Below are 24,433 nucleotides of genomic sequence, written 5' to 3'. Positions count from 1 at the left end.
AATTTAAGTCAAGTATTTATTAACAAAAATTAACTTTATATTGTAAGCCACTGATTTAATAACTCATCAAGTTTCTTTTTATCATTAACTAGTTGAGTACTGATTTGATTATATTTTTGCGGGTTTGCAAGGTATAGATTGCTATCCTCAAGTTGCTTTTCTAAAGCCTTAATTGAAGCTTCTAATTTTTCAATTTCATTTGGTAATGTTTCAAGCAAACGTTGATATTTGTAAGATATTAACCCACCAATTAAATACCTGACTTAAGAGGCATATTTAACATCATCGGCTTGGAACAATTTTTGTATATGTTTAGGATTGTTCTGTAAGCAACGTAAATAAGATTTAAGATTGTATTTTAACTCATCTTTTGTAAGAGGTATATGTTTTCTATTTACATTTCTTTTTAAGTCATTATTTAAGTATTCATCTGGATTATGTTGTGGAGTATAAGGAGGCAAAAAAAACAAAGAAATTTTATCTTTATGCTTATTTGTCCAGCTGTATACTTTTTTACTATGATGTACTTTTAAATTGTCTAATATTAAAAAGATCTTCCTTCTTGCAGATTTCACTAATCTTCTTAGAAATTCTATAAATATATCTGTTTTTAGTGTATCTTCATATAACATGAACCTTAGTTTACCATTGTTCGTAACAGTTGATATCATATTTATAGTAAATCGTTTTGATTTATGAATAACTACGGGTGTTTTGCCTTTTAAAGAATAGCTCTGTAACACCTGACATTCTGATTTTATACCCACTTCATCACACCAGTGTATTTCAGCTTGTTCCATTTGTGCTTGTTTTACTATTGCGGGATATTCTTCATCTAGCCATACTTGAACTTGTTTTGGCTGTTGCTCATAAGCTAATTTCTTTGGTTTTTGTGCAGTATATCCCCATCTTCTTAAATATTCTCCAATCGTACTTAATGGCAAAAAGAAACCACAGCATTTTTTAATCAGGGCATTAATAGCTTTTCTTGACCATAGTGCAGATTTGATATTGTGATCTTCTGGTCTAGAGTGATTTATATAATCTTGTATTTTTTTACCCAGCATTTCATTTATTATTCTTTTCTCTCCTGTCTTTCTTCCTCTAGACTTGCCAGTTATTGCATATTTATCACCTCTTCTTCTTTTGTTAACCCAGTTACTAATAGTCTGACGTGTTACTCCTATAAGATTTGATACATCTGATTGTTTTTCTCCTTTATCAATTGCTCTTAATGCAACTTTTCTTAAAGCTGCTTGTGCACTCGTTGATAATGTCCTAAAATCTTCTTTTTTTAGCATTATTTCATTCTAACATTATATTTTAGTATTTGCAACTATTATGTCAGGTATTTAATTGGTGGGTTAATAGCTTTTTATTTTGTGGTTCTTTAGGACTAGAAATAGGAGTTATAGGCTTTGAGATTTTTTTAGTTATGGGGCTTACAGTAAAATATTGCTTGTAATCTTCATATCCGCCAGTTAAATCATAAATTTTACCTTGAGCAAAAACTAAGGTTCGTGTAACTAATCTATCTAAGAAATCACGATCATGACTAACTACTATTAAAGTGCCGGAATAATCTGCAAGTATGTCTAGTAAAATCTCTAAACTATCCATATCTAAATCGTTGGTTGGTTCATCTAGGATGAGCAAATTGCCAGGGTTAATTAAAATTTTTGCAAGTAATAGCCTGTTAGCCTCACCTCCTGATAGAATAGCAGTTTTAGCATTTAGTAGCTTAGGATCGAACATGAATTGCTTCAGATAGCCAGCAACATGCATAGTTTTATCATTGGGCAAAAATACCTGATCTCCGCCGGTAGGGCATAAAGTTTGCTGCAAAGTATGATTATGGTTTAGTTTTTCTCGATGTTGATCAAAATATGAGATATCTAAATTACCACCATATATAATTTTGCCGATTTCAGGAGTAAGTTGTTTGGTTAGTAATTTGATAAAAGTAGATTTTCCTGAACCATTCGCTCCAATTATGCCGATCTTTTCGCCTTTTTTAACTCGGAAACTAAAATTATCGATAATTTTAGTATTTTTATAGCTAAAACTAACGTTATCAGCTTCGATAATAAACTTACTTTTAGCTATATTTTCTTCAAGTTCAGCTTGTACTCTTTGTTTTGAACGAGCTAGCTTTGCTGCGTGTTCTCTTGCTATTTCCCTTAAAGTTTTTAGCTGGGCAAGCCTTTTCTGGTTACGCTTACGTCTAGCTGTGACACCTGCATTTAACCATTCATTTTCTTGAGCTAATTTTTTATTTAATTTCCGCAGGGCTGCTTCTTCTTGCTCTATAATAATATTTTGCCATTCATCAAAATACTTAAATCCTTTATCGGATTTACGTAAATGTCCACGATCAAGCCACCAAATCTTATTAGTCACATTTGATAAGAAAGTTCTATCGTGACTAACGCAAATAATCGCACCATTATATGATTTAACGTATCCTTCCAACCATTCAATTGTTTCAATATCTAAATGGTTAGTCGGTTCATCAAGCAATAATATTTCTGGCTCTAATATTAAGGCTTTAGCAAGGCTGGCTCTTCTAAGCTGTCCGCCTGAGTAGGTGGATAAATTATCTGTGCCATTGATTTGTAGCTTTTCTAGTATTATATCTATTTCATTTTTACTGTTCTGATCTAGAATGAAATCATAAACATTAGAATTAAGTTTGATCGCAATGTCTTGCTTTAAATATCCAGTTGTGATTGCAGGGTCTTTAAATAACTCTCCGTTATCTAATTCATAATCTTCCGATATTACTTTCATTAGGCTTGATTTACCACAGCCATTACGACCTATCAGACAAATCTTATCGCCTTTGTATAAATAAAGCTCTAAATCAGATAAAATTATTTTATCAGCAAAACTTAAATTACCATCTTTAATGTAATAGATTGGGGTCATAGGGTTATGTCATCTAGTTGCTTGGGAACTAGAGCCAGTTAAAAATACTAATAAAATTAGTATTTTTTATTATTTTCTGGATCTAGTTCCCAAGCAACTAGATGACATAGTGACTCCTGAGATTGCTTCGTCGAAACTTTCAGTTTCTTCTCGAAATGATGTTAAATCTTTTTAATTATTAAACTAGTGTTAGTGCCGCCAAAGCCAAAAGAGTTGGAAAGTACGTAGTTTATTTTAGCCTCTTTAGCTTTAAGTGCAACTAAGTCTAACTTAACTTCGTCCATTGGATTTTCTAAATTTAGGGTAGGTGGTGCAATCTGATCTCTAATTGCAAGCGTACCAAAGATAAATTCAACACTTCCGGCAGCACCAAGCAAATGCCCTATTGAAGATTTAGTAGAAGACATTAAAACTTTAGGGTTAGCTTCTAAAAATAATCTCTGAACTGCATTTAATTCGATCGCATCGCCTATATCAGTAGAAGTACCATGTGCGTTAATATAGCCAATGGCATCAGGGGTTATACCAGCATCTTGCAGTGCTTCATGCATTGCTCGATAAGCTCCTCTCCCTTCAGGATGTGGAGCTGTCATATGGTACGCATCACCAGTAGAGCCGTATCCTACGACCTCACCATAAATTTTAGCACCACGACGCATAGCATGTTCGTATTCTTCTAAGACTAGAACGCCAGCTCCTTCGCCCATAACAAAACCACCTCGATCCTTATCCCAAGGTCTCGATGCTTTTTCAGGCTCATCATTATATTTAGTACATAAGGCTCTTGCTGCTACAAAACCTGCAACTCCAACAGGTGTTACCGGTGCTTCCGCACCGCCTGCGATCATAACATCAGCATAGCCATGCTTTATCATACGCATAGCATCGCCTATAGCATGTGCTCCAGTAGAGCAAGCCGTTACTGCAGCTTGGTTTGGACCACTAAAGCCATATTTTATTGAAACAAGACCTGATAAAAGATTAATTAAGGAAGCTGGAATAAAGAACGGGCTAACTTTACCATTATTTTCTTGATGAAGCTTTACAGAAGTATCTTCGATCATTTTAAGACCGCCAATTCCTGAACCTAATATTAAACCGGTTCTGTCACGTGATTCTTGATCCTCTGGTAACCATCCACTATCTTCAATTGCTTCAGTTGCAGCTGCAACGCCATAATGGATAAATTTATCCATTTTACTCAATCTATTTACATCTTCAGCTTTTGTAAAATTTTCAAGTTTGAAGCCATTCTCTTCAGAATGGTTTAATAGCCCTGCAATTTTGCATGCAAGTTTGGAAGTGTCAAATGCTGTAATAGTTTTTATACCGCTTACTCCTTGGACTATATTATCCCAAGATGACTTAACGTTAAGCCCAACTGGGGTAATCAGTCCAAGACCAGTAATAACTACTCTTTTATTCATGGTTTGATTTAACATCCTTAATTATTTTTTATTAGGTCTTAATTTGACACAGATTAAGATTTATGTTCTTTTATATAGTTAACAACATCTGCTACTTTTTTTATCTTAGTTGCTTCTTCATCAGGAACATCAACACCAAATTCTTTCTCTATTTCCATCATTATTTCTACTGTAGATAGGCTATCTACTCCTAAATCTTCTGCAAATCGCGAGTCCACGCTGATTTCTTCAATTTTTTTTCCTTGATTATCAGCAATAATTTTGATAACTTTCTGCTCGATATTATCCACTTTACTCATAATTTTGAACTCCATAAATCATTTTTATTAGTTTGTATATTTATAAACATAAGTTTAATATTTTAAAATAGCTATGAATACTTATTATTCATAGCTATTTTAGCTTTAAAAGAACTTCTAGCACAAAAAATTGTTTTATGCCAGCATAAAATTTTATACCATTAACATTCCACCATTTACATGTAGGGTTTGACCAGTAATATATGATGATTGATTGCTTGCTAAGAATGCAACTGCATTTGCTATATCTTCAGGCATACCATATGTTCCTTTCGGGATTTTTCGTGTTATAGCTTCTTTTTGTTCATCATTTAACTTATCAGTCATATCAGATTTAATAAAACCTGGAGCTACTGCATTAACTGTAATTCCTCTGGTTGCAACTTCATAAGCAAGTGATTTTGTCATACCGATTAAACCTGCTTTAGAAGCACAATAATTAGCTTGCCCAGGGTTACCTGAAACTCCTACTATTGAGGCTATGTTAATGATGCGTCCGTATCTATTAGTCATCATCTTTTTTATTGCTTCACGATTTAAGATGAAATTTGCTTTTAAATTAATATCAATAACTTGGTCAAAATCTTCATTTTTCATTCTGATTGCTAGCGTATCTTTGGTAATACCGGCATTACAGACTAAAATATCTAATTTTTCTATTTGAGCTACTAAATTGCCGCATTCTTCAGTATTTGTAAGATTACAAACTTTAATAGTGTAATTATCTTTTAAATCATCGCCAAGAGCTTTTAATTTTTCCTCATTACTCCCGCTTATAATTACATGACTTCCAAGCTTATGAAGCTGCCTTGCAATAGCACCTCCTATACCTCCTGAAGCTCCGGTAATTAATGCTGTTTGACCGCTTAAATCAATCATTTACTTCCTCCTCTTGTTCAAAATTTATATTATTGACTTTAGATGATTTTTCTCGTACAAGCTTCTCAATTTCATTAGAGATTTGTGGATTATCTTTCAAATATTGTTTAACATTTTCACGTCCTTGACCGATACGTACGCTATTATAAGAAAACCAAGAGCCGGATTTTTCTATTATGTCAAGCTTTACTCCAAGGTCGATTATTTCACCTTCTTTTGAGATACCTGAGCCATACATTATATCAAAATCTGCTGTTTTAAATGGAGGTGATACTTTGTTTTTTACTACTTTTACTTTGGTTTGGCTGCCTATTACTTCTTCTTTATCCTTAATAGAACCTATTCTTCTGATATCTATTCTAACTGAAGCATAGAATTTTAAAGCATTACCGCCGGTTGTAGTTTCAGGACTACCAAACATTACACCTATTTTCATTCTAATTTGGTTGATGAAAACAGTAATACAGTTAGTACGATTAATTGAGGCAGTAAGTTTACGCAAAGCCTGACTCATTAATCTTGCTTGAGAAGCCATTTGTGCATCGCCCATCTCGCCTTCAATTTCTGATTTCGGTACTAGAGCGGCAACACTATCTATGATTATCATGTCAATACCGCCGGAGCGAATTAAAGTATCAGCAATTTCCAAAGCTTGCTCTCCTGTATCAGGCTGAGATATGATAAGCTCGTCAATATTGACTCCAAGCTTTTTAGCATAAGCTGGATCTAAAGCATGCTCAGCATCAATAAATGCACATGTCCCGCCTTTCTTCTGGGCTTCGGCAATTAAATGTAATGTGAGAGTAGTTTTACCCGAGCTTTCAGGACCGAATATTTCTATTATTCTACCTTTAGGAACTCCGCCAATTCCAAGAGCTATATCAAGTCCAAGCGAACCGGTTGATACAGCTTCTATATCAACATTAGGACGCTGACCAAGTTTCATAACCGAGCCTTTACCATAGCTTTTTTCAATCTGTGCGAGAGCTGCAGCAACAGCTTTTTCTTTATCTATATTTGACATAAGCTTCCATACTTAACTAATTCTTAATTAAATTAAAATATAGGCTTAATTCTAAAAAATCAAATTTTATTTTTTAAAGTTAAAATAAAACTTTTAGTATTGAAAATTTTATAAAAATACACTAAAAGTAGCAAAACATAATATATAGAAAAATCCATGAGTGAAATAACAACAAATACTAATGAACTAATAAATGATATTAGCGTTCTTATTAATAATGCTAAAGTGAGAGTTGCCATTAAAGCTAACGCTGAAATGACAATGTTATATACCTTTGATATTCCAATATTTGGTAAGCCAAATTTCAGGATTCGCCTTTGCTCACGTACTATTTGTACGCTCCGCAGGCTCACCGCTTATTTGACTTCCAAATCTTAAAATATCTGCGGTATACTGGCATAGAGATCCTTAAAAGTACAAGAGCGGAATACGGACAGGAGGTTATTAAGACTTTAGCTAAAGGTCTTTCTTCATTATATGGGCAAGGCTTTTCTCGTACAGCTCTAATTCGCATGAATCAATTTTATCAATCTTTTAAAGAGCAACAAATTAGTGCGACACTGTCGCACCAATTAAGTTGGAGTCATAATAATAGAGTTATTACCTCTAAAAGAACAGAATCAGAAAGATTTTTATGCCTATATGTCTATACAAGAAAATTGGAGCGTTAGACAGTTACGTAGTAATATTGATAAAATGTTATATGAAAGAACGAAGTTATCTAATAGATCTGAAGAGCAAGTAATATCATTATTTAAAACAGATTCTAGGTTAGAGCCTGATTTAATTCTTAAAGACCCTTACATACTTGATTTTTTAGAACTTCCAGATGAACATTATGAAAATGATTTGGAAAATGCGATATTACAGCGTATTGAACAATTTATTTTAGAACTAGGTACCGGCTTTTCATTTGTAGCAAGACAAAAACGTATGACTATAGACAATGAACATTTCTATTTAGATTTATTATTTTTCAATAGAAAGTTAGAAAGATTAGTAGCAATTGAATTAAAAACAGGAAAATTTAAGGCAGAGTATAAAGGTCAAATGGAGCTATATTTAAATTGGCTAAAAAAGAACGAATGTTTTGAAAATGAAAAACCTCCGATAGGTATTATATTATGTTCTGAAAAATCTGACGCCCAAGTAGAATTGTTAGAAATGTCGGCAAGCGGCATTCACGTTGCACAATATTGGACAGAATTACCTCCTATAGAGATTTTGCAGAAAAAAATCGGAGAAATAGTATTGCAGACAAAAAGAATTTATGAAAATAGACCTATTGCAAACGCATATGAATAAAGATAATTTGTATATCCTTGATACTTCAAGATTTGCCTGTGGTGATGAATAGTACCGGACAGTTATTATTCTATGTCGTTTTTAGCAACGGCGGGAATCCAGCGTAAAGCGAGATGAATCGAGCTTTTAATTTTAAAAACTTGCTGCTTTTATGTTTACTTTTCTGGATTCCCGCTTCTGCGGGAAAGCATTATTGCGTGGATCGAGAGTCGTCATTGCGAGGAAATTACGAACGCCAGTTTAGGATAAGGAGGTCTGAGGATAAGCAAGTAGTGTTAGAAATTTTTTAGATTTATTGAAATTAAAAGCATTTACGCAAGAAAGTATATGAACTAAGAAATTAATAGGGGAGCGATGTCTTGAATGTTCAAGGTTCATGCTGTTTTTTAGTACATTAAATACTGATTCAATTATTGATCTGCTTTTTAAGAGTATTTTATCTTCTATATCTAATAAATGATTTTTCATATCCTTGCGAATCCCAGTAAATAACCGTAGCCCACGACTAAATAATTTAGCGGACATTTCCTTAGAAATATAAGCCTTGTCTCCAAATAATTTACCCCATAATCCTTTGGTAATTGAGTCTACAGCAGATAAATCACTAGCATTACCCTTTGTTATTTTAATTGCCATAATCTGACCTTTATTATTAATTACAATATGTAATTTAAATCCCATAAACCATCCGTAACTACTCATACCTATTTTAGCAATGCCACTAAACACTTTATTATTATTTGTACGTTTTGCATGACATATCGATAATTTGGTTGAATCAACAAAATATATACCAGTCTCATCTCCTGTAAATAATTGTAACATTATAGTTAAAGGTAATACTAATCTTGGCCACAACTGGATTATCCGACTGTAACTAGGAAGACTAAAATATCCTCTATATTTACATGATAGATGATATAAATAATAATTCTTAAAATCTTTGCATGGAGATATATAAAAATATAATACTATAGTTATATAGTTCTGAAAGCCTTAAACTCCCTGATCTCCTACGCTTCCTAACGCTGGGTATTAATTTGCTTTCTTCCCATTCTTCGTAAACTTTACAATAATTATCTATTATACAAAATAGAGTTATGATACATCTTTTCATTGTTGAGTGCATATTTTTTTGATTCAAAATCTATGTAACTCAACACTCCTCTCTTGTAAATACCCTGCTTTATTATCTTTATTCCTTACACTCTTATCCTAAACTGGCGTTACGAAGTAATTGCCACGCGGTCTACGACCGCTCGCAATGACGGTTTTAATAATACTCCAATTTTCTCCGGACACTACTGCGCCTACGCGGGAATGACATAGAATAATAACTGTCCGGTACTATAAGACAAGCAACTAGATGACACCGATCACGTTTTTCGATGTAGGCAATGCCGTTATAAGGTAATATAGGAAACTAGTCCACACAAGCAATACTTACTTCTTTGCATATAATAAGTACTAATTATGCATTAACTAAGATAGATGTTTGGTGATTATTATCTTATCTATCCCGTAATTAAGTTGCGGGATAAGTTAACCACCCTGCATTGCAAATGCAGGGCTTAAGATTATGGCATCAATGCCTTAGCTATAGCTAGTTTTCAACTTGAAAGTTTCCAAACTTATCATCTCTCGATTCATGTTTATCAATATAATCCTTGATCATTTGGTCAGTCACATTGCCTGTGGTTCTGACAAAATATCCAACAGCCCATAAGTGTTTACCCCAATACTGTTTCCGTAATTCTGGAAATTCCTGCTGAATCTTCCTTGAACTCTTTCCTTTTAGATACTGTACCACCTTACTAATACTTTGATAAGGTGGCACAGATACATAGATATGTACGTGATTTGAAGCTATCTTCCCTCTTAATATCTCTACTCCATTATCCTTACATATCTCTTGGGTTAGGTCCTTGACTCTCCTACCAATATCACCAACCAATATATTATATCGATATTTAGTCACCCATACTATATGATAAGTGCAATCGTAAACTGTGTGGCTTATCTTCTTGTAATACTGCATCTCTACATTCTATATGTTAAAACGACGCACTGCAAGTGCGGGGTTTTTCTCCCAAATTTGGGACAATAAAGCATTTGAATAAAGACAAATCAAATTGTAGAATGATAAAGCTAGTCTTATGCTGACTCAGCTAAAGGCTCTGTTGTAGATTCTTCAGTTTTTTGTTCACGTAAATAGTCTTGTACTTCTGATTCTGATCTTGCAACAATCACTGTAACATCTGTACTAAGCTCAGCATGCAATCTTACTTCAACCTTGTAAATCCCTGTAGATTTGATTTGAGTATCAAGAATTATATTTAAATGAGAAATAGGGTAAGATACAGTTTGAGATAATTTTTCGGCTATTTCCTTATTATTTACTGAACCAAATAATTTACCATCATCTGAGGTCTGACGAACAAAAATTAATTTTTGATCTTTAATAAGATCATTAATTTTTGTTATTTCTTCTTTTACTTGTTTATCTTTTTCTTCTAATTCATGCTTCTGCTTAACAATTAACTCTTTATTAAGCTCAGTAGCTCTAATAGCTAATTTTTGTGGTAAAAGATAATTACGACCAAATCCGTCGGCTACTTTATGTATTTCCCCTATCTTACCTAATTTTCTTACCGGTTTAATTAAAATAACTTCCATGGTATTATACGTCCTTTACTTAGCTTGAAATACAAAAGGTAACAATGCTAAAATTCTTGCAATTTTAATAGCATTATTTAGCTTTCTTTGTTTTTTTGCACAAACATTTGTGATTCTACTTGGTAGCATTCTACCACCTTCGGAAACAAATTTTATTAAAAGCTCTGGATTTTTATAATCAATAACCGGTGCATTAGGCACGGAAAGAGGGCAACCTTTACGTCTTCTAAAGAACACTTTTTTAGAAGCTCTTTCCATTGGTTTTCGGGTTGTTGTTTCACTAGTATTATTTTTCGACATTCTTTACCTTAATTCCTGCAAATTTAGATTTGATTATTTTAATTAGCCGTTACATCAATTATTGGAGTATTTTCTGTACTTTGATTTTTTAATATCGGTGAAGGCTCATTACTAATTGAATCTACTTTCTGTGTAAGAAATCTTATGATATTTTCATTAAGTTTCATTTTTCTTTCTAGCTCTTGCTTTACAGCTGGAGTAGTATCAAGACCTAAAAGGTAATAATGTCCTTTTTTGTGATTACCGATTTTATAAGCTAAAGCTCTTAATCCCCAGTATTCTTTTTTTACAATAGCACCGTTATTATCTTTAATGATTTTACTAAAATCATCAACAATTTTATCTATATCATTTAATGATACGTCTTGACGCACAATAAAAACTGACTCGTAAAAACTCATAATTATAAGAATCCCAACAAAAACTTTAAAATAAAGCTATTTATAGCAACTGAAACTATTAAATTCAAGTATTATTTTTAAAAAATTATTATTTCTTTGTTTATTTTTAAAAAAAGTTTGCTATAATCCCTAGTAAATCTGAAGATTATTAACAAAAATTTTCAATTATTTACTAAATATTAACAGAGGTTAATTTAGTGTTAGACAAACTCTTACCACAACTTCTAATCATAGAAGAAGAAAATAAAAAAAGCATTAATATTTCTTTATGTAACGATATAGAAAGAGCAGGCTTTAACATAACAAGGATTATAAACATAGAAAAAATATTAAATTATTTCTTCCATGAACCCCTTGCTATCATAGTTACTAATGCAGAACTACAGGAAAATCCTATGGTTACTGTATCTAAGTATTAGGAAAATTGATAAGCTTTCTAATACCCCGATAATTTTTCTGTCCTCAACTAAACAGTTAAATTTAATGGAGATCGATGATTTGATATCATTTTTCTATAAACCTTTCTTATCTGATCAGATCATCCATTTTCTGAAAAACTTGTTGAGACGCTCTAAAACAATTTTACAGGATAATATTATCAAATTTAAAAATATAAGCATTGATTTAAATGCTGAAAGGGTTTATAAGGGCAAGGAAACTATTCGTTTAGGTCCCACAGAATTTAAAATTCTGCGACTTTTTCTTCAATCGCCCGATAGTGTATATTCACGCCGAGAAATAATGCGATATTTATGGGAAGATGACGAAAGTTTTAACCAGCGTCTGATTGATGTGCATATAAATAGAATTAGAGATGCTTTAGGAAAAGATAGTCCAATTATTAAAACAGTCCGTTTTATTGGTTATTCTCTTAATAAAGATATAGTAGAATCAGATACTTAATGATAACAATTAAAAATTTCTTTGTATTTATATATTAATTGTGTTAATATTTCTTATCGATGCTAGTTAGGTTCATTGTTACAATTAAAAATCGGTTAAACTTTATGCTAAGTAAAATAAATAAGCCTGCATTTTTTGCACTAATAATTTATCCTCTTATCCTAATATCGCTTTTAGTTAAATATGTATCCAATTATGGAATAGGTTGGACTGAAATTATTTTTCTGATTAGCAGTTATTATGTTAATAATATTACGGTTGGAATTGGATTGCATAGATTATGGTCTCATCATTCTTATAAGATAAATAAATATGCTGAGTTTGTTTTAGTTGTACTATCTGCTGGAACTTTGCAAGGACCTGCTTTATCTTGGGCTTCAAACCACTATAAGCACCATGCTAAAACAGATACAGATCAAGATCCGCATAGTCCTTTAAAATTTGAAAATAGGGTTTTAGGTTTTATTTGGTCTCATATAGGCTGGATGTTAGTTGGGCAAGGCAGCTATAAATCTATCGATCGTATTACTTGGGTTAAGCTTGGTAAAAACAGTTTATTAAAGTGGCAGCTAAGATATTATTGGCAGATAGCAGTCTTTATGAATGTAGCTGTACCATTAATTATAGGCTATCTAGTTGGCGGTACTCTACATTCGGCATATATGGGATTTTTATTCATGGGGCTTGGTAGATTCTTGCAACAACAAGCAACTTTTTGTGTAAATTCTTTATGTCACTTTGTCGGTAGTAAAAAATATTACAAAGGAACTGCTGGAGATATTTGGTGGATGGCTTTATTTTTACTTGGAGAAAATTGGCATAATTATCACCATGCTTTCCCTTCAGACTATCGTAATGGTGCAAAATGGTATCATTTTGATGTCCACAAATGGATAATATTCTTGATGAGTAAGGTTGGGCTTGCTTCAGAACTTGATCGTATTACAAAGGTAAGAATTCAAGCAAAAATGCAAGAAACATTAAGTTATCTTAGTGAAAAAGAGAAGCAAAAATTAAACTTAATGCAAGCTAAGGTAGAGCAGCTTTTAGAAAATTTATGTTTAAAAATAAAAGAGCTTGAAGAATCATCTACTACGATTAAAGAGCAATTTAGAAGATCCTTTATAGAAATACAAGAATCTCTTAAAAATTTAGCAGAACAAATAAGCTCTGCTGCACAAATAACTGAAGAGCCTTCAAAAAAATTATTGAAAGTAGTTAATAGAAAAATTAACGATGCTGAACAGTCTATTTACAAACTATATAATAAATTAAATGTAGTAAAAGTTTCTAATTAATTGCTTTATTTTCATTATTATCTAACAATTCTCTTCATTTACTAGTGGTTTATGCTGCTAATAAATGAAGAGTTGGCATATCCTTATCTAACTTTGTGCCAATTTTTCAAATTCTATTCAATTATAGAATCTCACACATCAATTCCACTTAATAAAACTATCAATTCAAGAATTATTTTATTTAATTTTTTTATATGATTCGAGCGGTTAAAAATTTTAATAATTTTTAATGCATACCGTAGATACTTCAAAGGTTAGAAATCAAGTGAGTGGTGAGTTAAGCTAGGCGTATAAAAATACGTGAGCAAACACGAATCCCAAATTGATTTAATAAATTTTGCAGTATCAAAGGTATAAATATATCAATGAAAAATATTATTAAACTATGAAACGAAAATTAACTGAAGAACATATCCGCAAATTAAAAAGAATCATGAGAGATCCAATATCATGTTTCAACGAATCAGATGAAGAAATACTGGCACAAGAGTTACCTAAAACATTAGAAGAAAGAAATAGACTTTCAGATGAAATAAACAAACATATTCCATTTCAAATATTTAATTCCACTGAAGAAATAATCTTTAACTACGGCACTATAGGAAATAAATTACTTAACCAAGGTAATATTCAAGAAGCAATGGCTGCTTATAAATTAGCTATAGAATACGGCAAAAGATAGTTAACCACCCTGCATTGCAAATGCAGGGCTTAAGATTATGGCATCAATGCCTTAGCTATAGCTAGTTTTCAACTTGAAAGTTTCCAAACTTATCATCTCTCGATTCATGTTTATCAATATAATCCTTGATCATTTGGTCAGTCACATTGCCTGTGGTTCTGACAAAATATCCAACAGCCCATAAGTGTTTACCCCAATACTGTTTCCGTAATTCTGGAAATTCCTGCTGAATCTTCCTTGAACTCTTTCCTTTTAGATACTGTACCACCTTACTAATACTTTGATAAGGTGGCACAGATACATAGATATGTACGTGATTTGAAGCTATCTTCCCTCTTAATATCTCTACTCCATTATCCTTACATATCTCTTGGGTTAGGTCCTTGACTCTCCTACCAATATCACCAACCAATATATTATATCGATATTTAGTCACCCATACTATATGATAAGTGCAATCGTAAACTGTGTGGCTTATCTTCTTGTAATACTGCATCTCTACATTCTATATGTTAAAACGACGCACTGCAAGTGCGGGGTTTTTCTCCCAAATTTGGGACAATAAATTTTTTATAGATAATTATTATCCTATTCCTTACCTAGGATTAGGGCTTATTTTTGAAAATGAACAATCTGAAAAAGCACTAGCATTTTTTAACAAAGCTATAAATATGGCAAGTAATTTTTATATAGATACTAAAAATATCTATTATGAAGAAGAAATTAATAATTATAATGATGGACTTGCTAAAGCCTATCTGTATAAAGCGTATTTATTAGAAAAATTAAAACAATTTGATGAAGCTGCAATCAATTATGGTGAGGCTACTATTTACAATAAATATATGTATTCCGCTTATTTTGGTAAAGCAGCTTGTTTGGGAAAGTTAGGAAAGGCTGAAGAAGCTATTATGATTTATGATAAGCTTTTAACGCTTAATCCTCATCATTCACAAGATGAACATTGTATTTATGCTTATTATAAGAAAGCCCATCTTTTTAATACTCTCCAAAAATATGAAGAAGAAATAAACGCTTTAGATAAATTCATTAATTATAAAAATAAGTATGAAAAAAATGGTGAGCGGTTTATTAATATTAGCTTCGAAGAGAGTTATTTAGCTAAAGCAGCAGCTTTAAGCAAACTAAATAAAAATCAAGAATCTGATTATTGCAAAGGGCTAGCTGCATATTTTGCAGGAAAAAATGAAAAGGCTGTAGATTTTTTTGATCAAGCTTTAGAGCAAAATAGTAAAAATTCTAACCCCGATATTATTGCTGCCTGTTATTTCTACAAAGGATGTTCCTTAATTAGATTAAATGAACAAATAAAAGAAAATAATCTTAAAGCCATAGAATGTTTCAATAAGGCTTATGAAAATGTTAATTATCTTAGAGTAAAAGTATTTTTATTTGGATTTGTAAAAATTAACAAGGAAGTTGTAGAAGAAAAACATAGCCATGATCTAATAGTGGATAGAGATAATTTAATCAAAAAATTTATTAGCAATATAATGCTAGATGTCACTAGCTCAGATTCTAAAATTATCGGTAATCTCAATACACTAGTAAGCATTATTAAACAAACAGATATTATTACAGAGCAAAATAATGTTATAATTTCCGGTGAAGTTTCTGAAAATACATGACAGCGATAGCTTGTAGTGCGTTTCATATCTTATTCCCGCTTGCCTAGCGTGGATTAGTTTCCCGTCATTGCGAGCGAATGAAATGAGCGAGGCAATCCAGAAATAATAATAAAAAATGCTATAAGTTAGCATTTTTTAGCTGGATTGCGTACGTACAATTACTTCATAATTTCCTCGCAATGACGATTTGGTATCCACTCGGGCAAAGCCTACGGCATTGTTGCGTAGATCGAAAAACGTCCTCAGTGTCATCTAGTTACTTGACCACGGTAGTAAGTAAAAATAACTTTTAATACTAATAATTTTATTATTAAAAGCTGGATCACGTGAATAAATCACGGGATGATAACTGGAAAACTGATCTACGCAACAATGCCAGCTCATGACGACTTGGTATCCACGCAAGGCAAGCCTTACGCAGGATAACAGTACAACAACTTATTTCTTTTTCTTGCTTTTATTTTTATTCTTATTTCCGCCAGTAGTTTTATTAAATCTACCTAGGTTTTTAACGAATTTTTGTAAGCCATTAAGTTCAGTGCCGTATGTTTTCGTATATTCACTGATCGTTTCTATATCATGTCTATGTGAATCATCAATTACAACAACCTCTTGCATTAAATTATGGCTATCAAAGGTAATTTTTACTATTCTCTGTTTTACGATTTTAGGATTAAGCCAAGCTCTTTGTGACATCACTCGCTCAACATAATACCATGTATCTTGAGAATATTCTGGGATCATGGTAGGAGTGCCAATCAGCTCTACCACTTCTGTTTTACTTAGTTTTTTTGCTTCTAATTTTGTAAGTGCTGAGTCATCTATAGATTGCCCTCTATTTTCAATAGTTTGGCAACCGCTTAAGGAAAAAATGACGAATATACTGGAGACGAATATTAAGAAAAATTTCATAAGTTTAATTTTATCTAGATTTTATTATAAGATTATAATATACTGCTTCACTAATTTGACAAATACTTTTTAATAAAAGAGGTAAATAATGGCAGTTCCAAAGAAGAAAACATCAAAATCAAGACGTAATATGAGACGTTCACATTTAGCACTTGGTAAAGTTAATGTAATAGTTGACTCTCAAACTGGTGAATATAAACTTCCGCATCACGTTTCTTTAGTTGATGGTACTTATAATAATCGTCAAGTAGTAACGAAAAAAATCGAAGCTGAAGAAGAAGTAGCTTAAATCTAAATTTTTATGACCTGTAAAATTATTGGCTGCGGCGGGTATCTTCCGTCAAAAATTGTTAGCAATGATGAGCTTGCAAAATTTGTTGACACTAACGATGAATGGATTAGAACAAGAACCGGTATCTCACAACGTCATATAGCAGGTGATACTGAATATACTTCTCATATTGCTTTAAAAGCCGCTGAAAAGGCTATAGCAGATGCTGGCATTTCAGTAAATGAGATTGATTTAATTATTACATGCACTACTACTCCTGATAATAGCTTCCCATCAGTTGCAACTAAACTACAAGGTTATCTTGGTTTAACTAACGTTCCATCATTTGATTTACAAGCCGTATGTGCCGGTTTTGTTTATGGCGTGCAAGTAGCAAACTCTCTTATTTCTTCCGGTAAATATAAAACTATTTTACTGATAGGTGCTGAAAAAATGACATCTTTATTAGATTGGGAAGATAGAGCTACTTGTGTTTTATTTGGCGATGGAGCAGGCAGTGTAATCCTACAACGTAGCGATGATAACTCCGGTGTAATAGACAGTAATATTTTCTCAAGCGGTGCAGATTACGAAATACTATATACCAACGGCGGCGTAAGTATGAATGGCAGCAGCGGTAAAATAATTATGCAGGGGCAGAAACTATTCCGTCTTGCAGTAGAGAAAATGCACCAATCTATAGAGGAATTATTACGCAATAATAATTTCACTGTAAACGATATTAACTATTTTATCCCCCATCAAGCAAATGTACGTATCATTAATAAGCTTGCCGAGCTATTAAATGTCGAAGATCATAAAGTAGTAAAAACTGTAGAAAAACACGCTAATTGTTCAGCTGCTTCTATTCCACTTGCTTTAAGTACTCTCAAAGCTTCAAATAAAATTAAAAAAGGTAATATTATTTTATTCTCAGCTATTGGTGCCGGTCTTACTTGGGGTAGTGCTTTACTAAGATGGTGATATACTCGATGAATTTCAAAAATTGGCGTTGTCATTCTATAAGAGCTGTGATACTCACGTATTAACTATACGCTCCGTTCCTCGCCTTATGAACTCCTAGCTCTTTTGAAGTTGATCTTCGTCTATCTACTATAATTTAACATCCTTAAATATTGCTAATTCAAACCTATTATGACTTCTTTAAAGGGAGTTTTGGGGAAAGGTCAATGATATTTTTACCACATTTATATAGTACTATTTGTATTTTATAGTATTTTAGCCTTTAAACTCATAAAATAATCATATATACTAACCTCATAGTTTTAGTTAGTTTAAACTTGTTATCTAACTGAATAATTTAAATTTTAATAAATTATAACCTCAAGGAGTTTAATTATGAAAATAACAAAAATAACATTAGCTTTTCTTGCATTATTTGTGCTTGCAGGGTGTAATAAAACCAAAAGAGCGTCACATGGTTGTGGAATGAATCAATCAGAAGAAACATCTATAATGAAAGATTTTGAAAAGCAAGCAGGTAATGCTGTATGGTTTGCTTTCGATAGTTCTGCTTTATCTGAAAAAGCTAAAGAAGAATTACAAAGACAAGCTTGCTGGTTATCAAGACATCCTCATGTAAAAGCTACTGTCGAAGGACATTGTGATGAAAGAGGTACTAGAGAGTATAACTTAGCTTTAGGTGAAAGAAGAGCACAAAAAGCTGCGGAATTCCTAAAACATAAAGGAATCGAGCATCATAGAGTAAGCACAATATCTTATGGTAAAGATAGACCTGCTATGATGGGTAACACTGAAGAAGCTTTTGCTTACAATCGTAGAGCTGTAACAGTTGTACATCACTAAAAATCTTCTAAATCATTAGATTTAGTATTTATAGGAAAGGTCAAGTAATTATTACTCGACCTTTTTTATTTGTATACTCTTCTGCTTTGAAGAATTGGAGCTCTGCAAAACTTTTGGAAACTCACATGCTCACCTATTAAGTTAGGCTCTGCGTGTTCGCCTCTTATTTTATATTTCAATTTTCCAAATCATTTGAGTATACTACTAATAAATGAAGAGTTGGATAGACGAAGTTTTATTTGGAAAAGAGCAAGGAGTCCATAAGACGAGGAGCGGAGCGTATACTTAATACGTGAGCACCACAGTACTTATAGGACGACGTAGCCAATTTTTCAAATAAAACGAGTATATATCTATAGATAAATGAAAGCTAGTTTACTCGTAGCAAAAAATAGCTAAATTTAAAATATATATTAAAAAAATATAAAAATTTTGCTGGACTTATAGCCATAATAATTATATAAAATTCAAATGAACATGGGGCTGTAGCTCAGTTGGTTAGAGCACGTCGCTCATAACGGTGTGGTCGTAGGTTCAAGTCCTACCAGCCCCACCACACAAATTTATATGTGTCATCATAGTGGCTTAATCGCAGAACGGCTTTGTTGAGTATGTCAATTTTCTTGTCATTGAAGGAAATTACGAAGTAATTGACGAAGCAAGGAAATATAAAAAATGCCAACTTATAGTATTTTCTGGATTGCCACGCTCATTTCATTCGCTCGCAATGACGAGTTATATAAAAAATCATTATTAAATTGAATTTAAATGATTAATTTAAAAACACTTTCTTGGTATCTTGCTAAATTATATTTCAAGTGTTTTTTTATTATATTATCTATTTTAATTGGATTATTAATCATATCCAATCTCTTTGATCTCTTACAAAAATTCAAAAACATGTATGTGCCTTTTGATTTTTTTTGGCGATTTATATTATATAAAGTTCCATATCTTTTGAATCAAGTTTCTGCTTTAATCAGCTTTACTTCTATGCTTTTTTTCCTTAGAAACTTAACAAAAAATAATGAGTTAACTGCTATATTATCTAGCGGTATTCATATTTGGCAGGTATTGATAATTCCGTGTATCGTAACTTTAATTTTAGGTATAGTTTTTACGACTATATTAAATCCTATCGGGGCTTTAGGCTTACAAAAATATGATTTACTAGAAGCAAAGCTTACTAAAAAAACACATAATGAAGCAGTAATATCTAAATCAGGTTTACTATTTTTTGAAGCTTTAAATGGGAAAAATCAAATAATTCAAACGCAATTTATTAATATTTCTGAGAAAAAATTAAACAATATTACAGTTTTATTTATTGATAATAACAATAATTTTCTAAAAAGAATTGATGCATTATATGGCATCATTGAAAATAAATCACTGCATTTAAACAGGGTCAAAGTTTTTACAAAAGACAGTACCGAAGCACATAACAACTTAACTATACCAACTAATTTATCTGTTAACAGCTTGGTCAATAAGTTTACTCATCCTGAAATGGTTTCCATTTGGAATCTACCTAAATTAATCGATGAATTATTAAATTCAGGTCTACCTATTACTAATTACCAAGTTTATTATTATAAGCAACTATTTAAACCTGCAATGATGATAGCGACTATAATTTTAGCAAGCTGTTTTATTAGCCTAAAACAACGTGATAACTCGCAAGAAAAAATATTAATATTGGGATTATTTTCAGGTTTTATAGTATATTCATTATCAGAAATATTGCTTAAAGTACTGACCTATAATAATCTATCTTTAATTGCTGCTATTTTGTTACCAAGTATGTTAATATTTTTTATTAGTAACTTTATTATTTTACATTATAAAGAAATTTAAATTATACTCGTTTTATTTGAAAAATTGGCGGCGTTGTTTCATATTTTTTAATCCTCACGTATTAAGTATACGCTGCGGTCAAAAAATATGAAACGCCTTGCTCTTTTCCAAATAAAACTTCGTCTATAATTAATTTAGCATAGAAGAATTTTTAGAATTTAGAGAGAAAAAGAAAAATGATAATGAAATTTTTGGAAGGGTTTTCTTCCGGTATGGCTATTGATCTTGGTACGGCAAATACTATCGTATATCAAAAAGGACGCGGTATTGTTCTTCGTGAACCTTCAGTAGTTGCATTAATAAAAAAAGATGGCTCTTTTGTGCCTTATGCTTTTGGTCATGAAGCAAAAATGATGCTTGGTCGTACTCCAACTGATATTGAAGCTAAAAGACCTTTGAAAGACGGCGTGATTGCCGATTTTAAAGGTGCAGAAGAAATGATTAAGTACTTTATTAAAATGGTACATAATCGTCGTTCTTTTTTTGGTCCAACGATTGTTGTTTGTGTACCGTCAGGCTCTACCCCTGTTGAACGCCGTGCTATTCAAGAAGCAGCAGAAAGTGCGGGTGGTAAGGACGTATATTTAATTGAAGAGCCTATGGCGGCAGCAATTGGTGCAGGGCTTCCTGTAACAGAAGCAACTGGCTCAATGATTGTTGACATTGGCGGTGGTACTACAGAAGTTGCAGTTTTGTCACTAGGTGGCATAGTATATGCAAGGTCCGTAAGAGTCGGTGGCGACAAGATGGACGAGGCTATTATTTCATATATAAGAAGGCATTATAACCTGCTAATTGGTGAGGCTACAGCCGAAAAGATAAAGCAAGAAATAGGTACTGCTTATGTAGATCAAAATGCAGAACCAAGGGTTATGGAAATAAAAGGTCGTGATTTAATTTATGGTATTCCAAAAGAAATGGTATTGAATGAAAGGCAAATTGCTGATAGTCTAATAGAACCAGTAAGTCAAATTGTTGAGGCGGTAAAAGTAGCATTAGAGGCGACGCCTCCCGAATTATCTTCTGATATAGTGGATAAAGGAATAGTGCTAACAGGTGGTGGTTCATTACTTCGAAATCTTGATTTTGTTCTTAGTGAGGCAACAAAATTACCTGTGATAATTGCAGATGATGCACTATCATGTGTAGCACTCGGCACAGGAAAAGCACTTGAAGATTTTACAAAGCTAAAACATGTACTATTTAAACAGGATTAAAGATGGCGATACTTGCGAATAGAGTAAAAAATTCTTCAAGTTCCTTGGAGCTAGTAAGAACTATAATAGTTACTCTTAAACGCTTTTTTGTCATATTTTTTCTTGGATTATCTTTATATTTATTTCTTGTTTCACCTAAAAAAATATCCAATGTATCTATTGAAATAACAGGCAGCGTATTATCAGCTGGATTAGTATTTTATGAAAATATATTTGAAAGTGTAAATTCTATAAAACAAAAATTCGTTTATTTTCAAGATCTAGAAAAACGAAATATAGAGCTTGAGCTTGAAGTAGCAAGGCTCAAACATCTTCAGAGCGAAGTAGAATCAGTAAGGGCTGAAAATATTGCTCTGAAAGATCTCTTAACAGTTACCGAGGAAGAAGAATTTAAATATGTTACTGCTAAGTTATTAAGTGTGTCTTTTAGTCCTTTTTCTAAAACAGCATTAATTTCTGCTGGTAGAAAACACGGAGTTGAACCTGATCAAATTGTTACGACCAATTCACAAGGATTAGTCGGCAAAGTAATAGAAGTAAGTAATAATTATGCTAAAGTGATGCTAATTAGTGATGTTAACTCTAGAATACCCATTAAAACAAGTTCCTCGAGAGAACAAGGCATTTTAGCAGGTAATAATAACAATAGTAAAATTTTATACTTACCTAATAATCATTTAGTGCAGAAAGATGAAGAGATAATAACTTCTGGTCATGGCAGTACTTACCCAGCAGGTATCTTAGTTGGTTATGTCACTAAAGTTACAGAAAATGATGTTATAGTTAACATCGCTGCCGATCTATCTAAAACTGAGTTTGTGCAAGTATTATTGCCTAAAGAATAATGTATACTCGATGAACTTGAAAAATTGGCTACGTCGCCTTATAAGATCTGCGGTTCTCACGTATTATTATACGCTGCGATCCTTGACTTATAGTCTCCTTGCTCTTTTTAAAGTTGATCTTCGTCTACATACTGTAAATAATATTAAGAAAAAATATCTTGGTATTATCGCCGAATATATCTGTATAATAATCTATAAAATAAAATTTTATCAAATTCTTCATCATAGAAAACGTTATTATGTCGGTGAAATAGATATCATCGCATTGCGTAATAAAGAAATTGTTTTTATTGAAGTAAAAGCAAGAAGTTCTAACATTGATGATAGATTTGTATCTTTTAATCAGCAAAAAAGAATTAAGCGAGCAGCTGAAATGTTCTTAAGCAGCAATAGTAAATATAATAATTATAATATTCGCTTTGATTTAGTTATTGTCAGTCCGTATAAATTTCCTATAATTATAAAGAACTGCTGGTAAATGGCTCATATGTCATCCCGTGGCGGCATTGTTGTGTGGATCATTCTCCCCCTGTCATCCCGTGATTTGTTCACGGGATCCAGTTAAAAATACTAATAAAATTAGTATTTTTAACTGGCTCTAGTTCCCAAGCCACGGTATGACACCGAGGGCGTTTTTCGATCCACGCAACAATACTACGCGGGGATGACACCAAAAGTGTTTTTCATCGTGATACAAATATTTAATCCAACTATTTGGAGCATAACAATATGGCACTTGCTACTAAAGTAAAAGAATTTTTAGAAGAAAAGTTAAAACAAGAAAAAATAGACCGTAAATATCTCGCTGAGGTTACCGATGTCCCTTACACTACCATTAGCAGAATTATGAGAGCGGAAGTAAATCGTGAATTTAATCCTGAAATAGATACAATTTTAAAAATAGCAAAATATTTTAGTTGTACTACTGATGAGGTAATAAAGAGAACTGTACCTAATACGAATAGTTAGTAAATATGACAAAAAATAAAGGGTTGATCATAATTTTATCTTCCCCATCTGGTGCAGGTAAATCAAGCTTAGCAAAGGCATTATTAGAAATCGATAATAATCTACGCTTATCAATTTCGGCAACTACTAGAAAACCACGACCAAATGAGCAAGACGGGGTGAATTATTATTTTAAAACTAAATCTGAATTTGAAGAATTAGTTAAACAAAATCAATTTCTTGAACATGCTAAAATATATAATCTATATTATGGTACCCCTAAAAAACATGTCGAAAATTTGCTAAATCAAGGGCTAGATGTTTTATTCGATATTGATTGGCAAGGTGCAAGGAGTATAAAGCAAAATGCAGTTAATGCCGTTTCTATATTTATTTTACCTCCTAACCTTGAAATACTGGAGCAACGTTTAAGAAATAGAGCTGCTGATAATGAAGAAGCAATACAACTACGCATAGCTTCAGCACAAGCGGAAATATCACATTCTAACGAATATGATCATATAATTACTAACGATGATTTTAACGATACTCTTCAACAAATACATGCAATTATTTTACAAGAACGAAAGAAGCGGAATTAAATTGCCATTCGCTTTAAAGCTGTCATCCAGTTGATTGTCCAAGGTATTTTAGGAGCAAACCACTGGGGGCGTTGTTGCACGGATCAGTTTTTCCGTCTGAGCTAAGGAAATTACGAAGTAACTGACGAAGCAAGGAAGTATAAAAAATGCTAATTTATAGCATTTTTTATTATTTTTCTGGAT

29 protein-coding genes, 1 tRNA gene and 2 pseudogenes are annotated in these 24,433 nt (G+C 32.3%); 18 read left to right on the top strand and 14 right to left on the bottom strand.

Translation table 11 applies throughout. The features are described 5' to 3' along the window. Positions 1-35: 35 nt before the first annotated feature. The 7 genes and pseudogenes from AAGD54_RS00630 to recA form a co-directional block, all read right to left on the bottom strand. A pseudogene (locus tag AAGD54_RS00630) lies at positions 36-239 on the bottom strand (ABC transporter C-terminal domain-containing protein); the annotation flags it as partial. A gap of 24 nt (positions 240-263) precedes the next feature. Continuing rightward, a complete protein-coding gene (locus tag AAGD54_RS00625; RefSeq protein ID WP_341794233.1) occupies positions 264-1,301 on the bottom strand; it encodes an IS630 family transposase in 1,038 nt (345 codons plus the stop codon). A 67-nt stretch (positions 1,302-1,368) separates the two neighbouring features. After that, positions 1,369-2,928: pseudogene (locus AAGD54_RS00620) on the bottom strand (ABC-F family ATP-binding cassette domain-containing protein); the annotation flags it as partial. 161 nt (positions 2,929-3,089) lie between these two features. Then, complete coding sequence (gene fabF / locus AAGD54_RS00615) at positions 3,090-4,370, bottom strand: beta-ketoacyl-ACP synthase II (RefSeq protein ID WP_341794741.1); 1,281 nt, start codon at positions 4,368-4,370, stop codon at positions 3,090-3,092. A gap of 38 nt (positions 4,371-4,408) precedes the next feature. After that, positions 4,409-4,669, bottom strand: a complete 261-nt coding sequence (gene acpP, locus AAGD54_RS00610) for an acyl carrier protein (protein WP_095568289.1) — start codon at positions 4,667-4,669, stop codon at positions 4,409-4,411. Positions 4,670-4,807: 138 nt separating this feature from the next. Continuing rightward, complete coding sequence (gene fabG / locus AAGD54_RS00605; protein WP_341788694.1) at positions 4,808-5,533, bottom strand: 3-oxoacyl-ACP reductase FabG; 726 nt, start codon at positions 5,531-5,533, stop codon at positions 4,808-4,810. Then, positions 5,526-6,557, bottom strand: coding sequence for a recombinase RecA (gene recA, locus AAGD54_RS00600; RefSeq protein ID WP_341788695.1), 1,032 nt, complete (start codon positions 6,555-6,557; stop codon positions 5,526-5,528). Before recA ends, fabG begins: the two co-directional genes overlap by 8 nt. Positions 6,558-6,713: 156 nt before the next feature. Here recA and AAGD54_RS00595 point away from each other — a divergent pair, with 156 nt between their 5' ends. Genes AAGD54_RS00595 through AAGD54_RS00585 form a run of 3 tightly spaced genes read left to right on the top strand, consistent with a single transcriptional unit; the run spans position 6,714 to position 7,862 of the window. Next, positions 6,714-6,935, top strand: coding sequence for a hypothetical protein (locus tag AAGD54_RS00595; protein ID WP_341795224.1), 222 nt, complete (start codon positions 6,714-6,716; stop codon positions 6,933-6,935). Continuing rightward, a complete protein-coding gene (locus tag AAGD54_RS00590) occupies positions 6,875-7,228 on the top strand; it encodes a DUF1016 N-terminal domain-containing protein (RefSeq protein WP_341794740.1) in 354 nt (117 codons plus the stop codon). The genes AAGD54_RS00595 and AAGD54_RS00590 overlap by 61 nt, the downstream gene beginning before the upstream one ends. Next, positions 7,200-7,862, top strand: coding sequence for a PDDEXK nuclease domain-containing protein (locus AAGD54_RS00585; RefSeq protein ID WP_341794739.1), 663 nt, complete (start codon positions 7,200-7,202; stop codon positions 7,860-7,862). Before AAGD54_RS00590 ends, AAGD54_RS00585 begins: the two co-directional genes overlap by 29 nt. A gap of 240 nt (positions 7,863-8,102) precedes the next feature. On the opposite strand, the gene AAGD54_RS00580 is transcribed toward AAGD54_RS00585, so the two are convergent. The 5 genes from AAGD54_RS00580 to rpsF all read right to left on the bottom strand — a co-directional run bounded on the left by AAGD54_RS00580 (position 8,103) and on the right by rpsF (position 11,239). Further along, positions 8,103-8,819: an IS982 family transposase gene (locus AAGD54_RS00580; protein WP_341795139.1), complete on the bottom strand. Its 717-nt coding sequence runs from the start codon at positions 8,817-8,819 to the stop codon at positions 8,103-8,105. A 646-nt stretch (positions 8,820-9,465) separates the two neighbouring features. After that, positions 9,466-9,900 carry an IS200/IS605 family transposase gene (gene tnpA / locus AAGD54_RS00575; protein ID WP_341794258.1) on the bottom strand — a complete coding sequence of 145 codons (435 nt, stop codon included), beginning with the start codon at positions 9,898-9,900 and terminating at the stop codon, positions 9,466-9,468. 116 nt (positions 9,901-10,016) lie between these two features. Continuing rightward, entirely contained in the window at positions 10,017-10,538 is a 522-nt protein-coding gene (rplI, locus tag AAGD54_RS00570) for a 50S ribosomal protein L9 (RefSeq protein WP_341794738.1), read from the bottom strand. A gap of 15 nt (positions 10,539-10,553) precedes the next feature. Next, positions 10,554-10,838 carry a 30S ribosomal protein S18 gene (rpsR, locus tag AAGD54_RS00565; protein ID WP_341788698.1) on the bottom strand — a complete coding sequence of 95 codons (285 nt, stop codon included), beginning with the start codon at positions 10,836-10,838 and terminating at the stop codon, positions 10,554-10,556. Positions 10,839-10,876: 38 nt separating this feature from the next. Further along, on the bottom strand, positions 10,877-11,239 hold the full coding sequence (gene rpsF / locus AAGD54_RS00560) for a 30S ribosomal protein S6 (protein ID WP_341794737.1): 363 nt from the start codon (positions 11,237-11,239) through the stop codon (positions 10,877-10,879). A gap of 197 nt (positions 11,240-11,436) precedes the next feature. On the opposite strand from rpsF, the gene AAGD54_RS00555 reads away from it, so the two are divergent. From AAGD54_RS00555 to AAGD54_RS00540, 4 genes are all read left to right on the top strand, one after another. Next, the gene (locus AAGD54_RS00555; RefSeq protein WP_341788699.1) at positions 11,437-11,658 is read left to right on the top strand and encodes a hypothetical protein; all 222 of its coding nucleotides are present in this window, start codon (positions 11,437-11,439) and stop codon (positions 11,656-11,658) included. A 64-nt stretch (positions 11,659-11,722) separates the two neighbouring features. Next, positions 11,723-12,142 (top strand): winged helix-turn-helix domain-containing protein, encoded by a 420-nt coding sequence (locus AAGD54_RS00550; RefSeq protein ID WP_231289257.1) that lies wholly within the window; start codon positions 11,723-11,725, stop codon positions 12,140-12,142. Positions 12,143-12,246: 104 nt separating this feature from the next. Beyond that, the gene (locus tag AAGD54_RS00545; protein ID WP_341794736.1) at positions 12,247-13,440 is read left to right on the top strand and encodes a fatty acid desaturase; all 1,194 of its coding nucleotides are present in this window, start codon (positions 12,247-12,249) and stop codon (positions 13,438-13,440) included. A gap of 433 nt (positions 13,441-13,873) precedes the next feature. Further along, a complete protein-coding gene (locus AAGD54_RS00540; RefSeq protein WP_341794735.1) occupies positions 13,874-14,122 on the top strand; it encodes a hypothetical protein in 249 nt (82 codons plus the stop codon). Positions 14,123-14,183: 61 nt separating this feature from the next. Here the strand turns inward: AAGD54_RS00540 and tnpA (AAGD54_RS00535) are convergent, their stop codons facing one another. Next, complete coding sequence (gene tnpA, locus AAGD54_RS00535; protein WP_341794258.1) at positions 14,184-14,618, bottom strand: IS200/IS605 family transposase; 435 nt, start codon at positions 14,616-14,618, stop codon at positions 14,184-14,186. A 13-nt stretch (positions 14,619-14,631) separates the two neighbouring features. Between tnpA (AAGD54_RS00535) and AAGD54_RS00530 the strand changes: the two genes are divergently transcribed. Next, positions 14,632-15,771: a tetratricopeptide repeat protein gene (locus AAGD54_RS00530; RefSeq protein ID WP_341794734.1), complete on the top strand. Its 1,140-nt coding sequence runs from the start codon at positions 14,632-14,634 to the stop codon at positions 15,769-15,771. A gap of 438 nt (positions 15,772-16,209) precedes the next feature. On the opposite strand, the gene AAGD54_RS00525 is transcribed toward AAGD54_RS00530, so the two are convergent. Next, positions 16,210-16,683, bottom strand: a complete 474-nt coding sequence (locus AAGD54_RS00525) for an outer membrane protein assembly factor BamE (protein ID WP_341788704.1) — start codon at positions 16,681-16,683, stop codon at positions 16,210-16,212. An 88-nt stretch (positions 16,684-16,771) separates the two neighbouring features. Between AAGD54_RS00525 and rpmF the strand changes: the two genes are divergently transcribed. The 10 genes from rpmF (at position 16,772) to gmk (ending at position 24,250) form a co-directional block, all read left to right on the top strand. Continuing rightward, positions 16,772-16,972, top strand: coding sequence for a 50S ribosomal protein L32 (rpmF, locus tag AAGD54_RS00520; RefSeq protein ID WP_341788705.1), 201 nt, complete (start codon positions 16,772-16,774; stop codon positions 16,970-16,972). A 12-nt stretch (positions 16,973-16,984) separates the two neighbouring features. Then, positions 16,985-17,938, top strand: coding sequence for a beta-ketoacyl-ACP synthase III (locus AAGD54_RS00515; protein WP_341794733.1), 954 nt, complete (start codon positions 16,985-16,987; stop codon positions 17,936-17,938). Between the two features lie 375 nt (positions 17,939-18,313). Then, complete coding sequence (gene pal, locus AAGD54_RS00510) at positions 18,314-18,781, top strand: peptidoglycan-associated lipoprotein Pal (RefSeq protein WP_016948649.1); 468 nt, start codon at positions 18,314-18,316, stop codon at positions 18,779-18,781. 479 nt (positions 18,782-19,260) lie between these two features. Next, positions 19,261-19,337 (top strand) — tRNA-Ile (locus AAGD54_RS00505). A gap of 212 nt (positions 19,338-19,549) precedes the next feature. Then, positions 19,550-20,638: an LptF/LptG family permease gene (locus tag AAGD54_RS00500; protein ID WP_341794732.1), complete on the top strand. Its 1,089-nt coding sequence runs from the start codon at positions 19,550-19,552 to the stop codon at positions 20,636-20,638. Positions 20,639-20,814: 176 nt separating this feature from the next. Beyond that, positions 20,815-21,855 carry a rod shape-determining protein gene (locus tag AAGD54_RS00495; RefSeq protein ID WP_341788708.1) on the top strand — a complete coding sequence of 347 codons (1,041 nt, stop codon included), beginning with the start codon at positions 20,815-20,817 and terminating at the stop codon, positions 21,853-21,855. Between the two features lie 2 nt (positions 21,856-21,857). Further along, positions 21,858-22,700 carry a rod shape-determining protein MreC gene (gene mreC / locus AAGD54_RS00490; protein ID WP_341794731.1) on the top strand — a complete coding sequence of 281 codons (843 nt, stop codon included), beginning with the start codon at positions 21,858-21,860 and terminating at the stop codon, positions 22,698-22,700. Between the two features lie 82 nt (positions 22,701-22,782). After that, complete coding sequence (locus tag AAGD54_RS00480) at positions 22,783-23,178, top strand: YraN family protein (RefSeq protein ID WP_341788710.1); 396 nt, start codon at positions 22,783-22,785, stop codon at positions 23,176-23,178. 251 nt (positions 23,179-23,429) lie between these two features. Beyond that, positions 23,430-23,669 carry a helix-turn-helix transcriptional regulator gene (locus AAGD54_RS00475; RefSeq protein ID WP_012152230.1) on the top strand — a complete coding sequence of 80 codons (240 nt, stop codon included), beginning with the start codon at positions 23,430-23,432 and terminating at the stop codon, positions 23,667-23,669. 5 nt (positions 23,670-23,674) lie between these two features. After that, complete coding sequence (gmk, locus tag AAGD54_RS00470) at positions 23,675-24,250, top strand: guanylate kinase (protein WP_341794730.1); 576 nt, start codon at positions 23,675-23,677, stop codon at positions 24,248-24,250. Positions 24,251-24,433: the final 183 nt, after the last annotated feature.

The sequence above is a fragment of the Rickettsia endosymbiont of Rhinocyllus conicus genome, assembly GCF_964026465.1.
Taxonomy (GTDB): Bacteria; Pseudomonadota; Alphaproteobacteria; order Rickettsiales; family Rickettsiaceae; genus Rickettsia.
The sequence above is the reverse complement of the archived record's forward strand: the minus strand, read 5'-3'. Positions and strand labels throughout refer to the sequence as shown.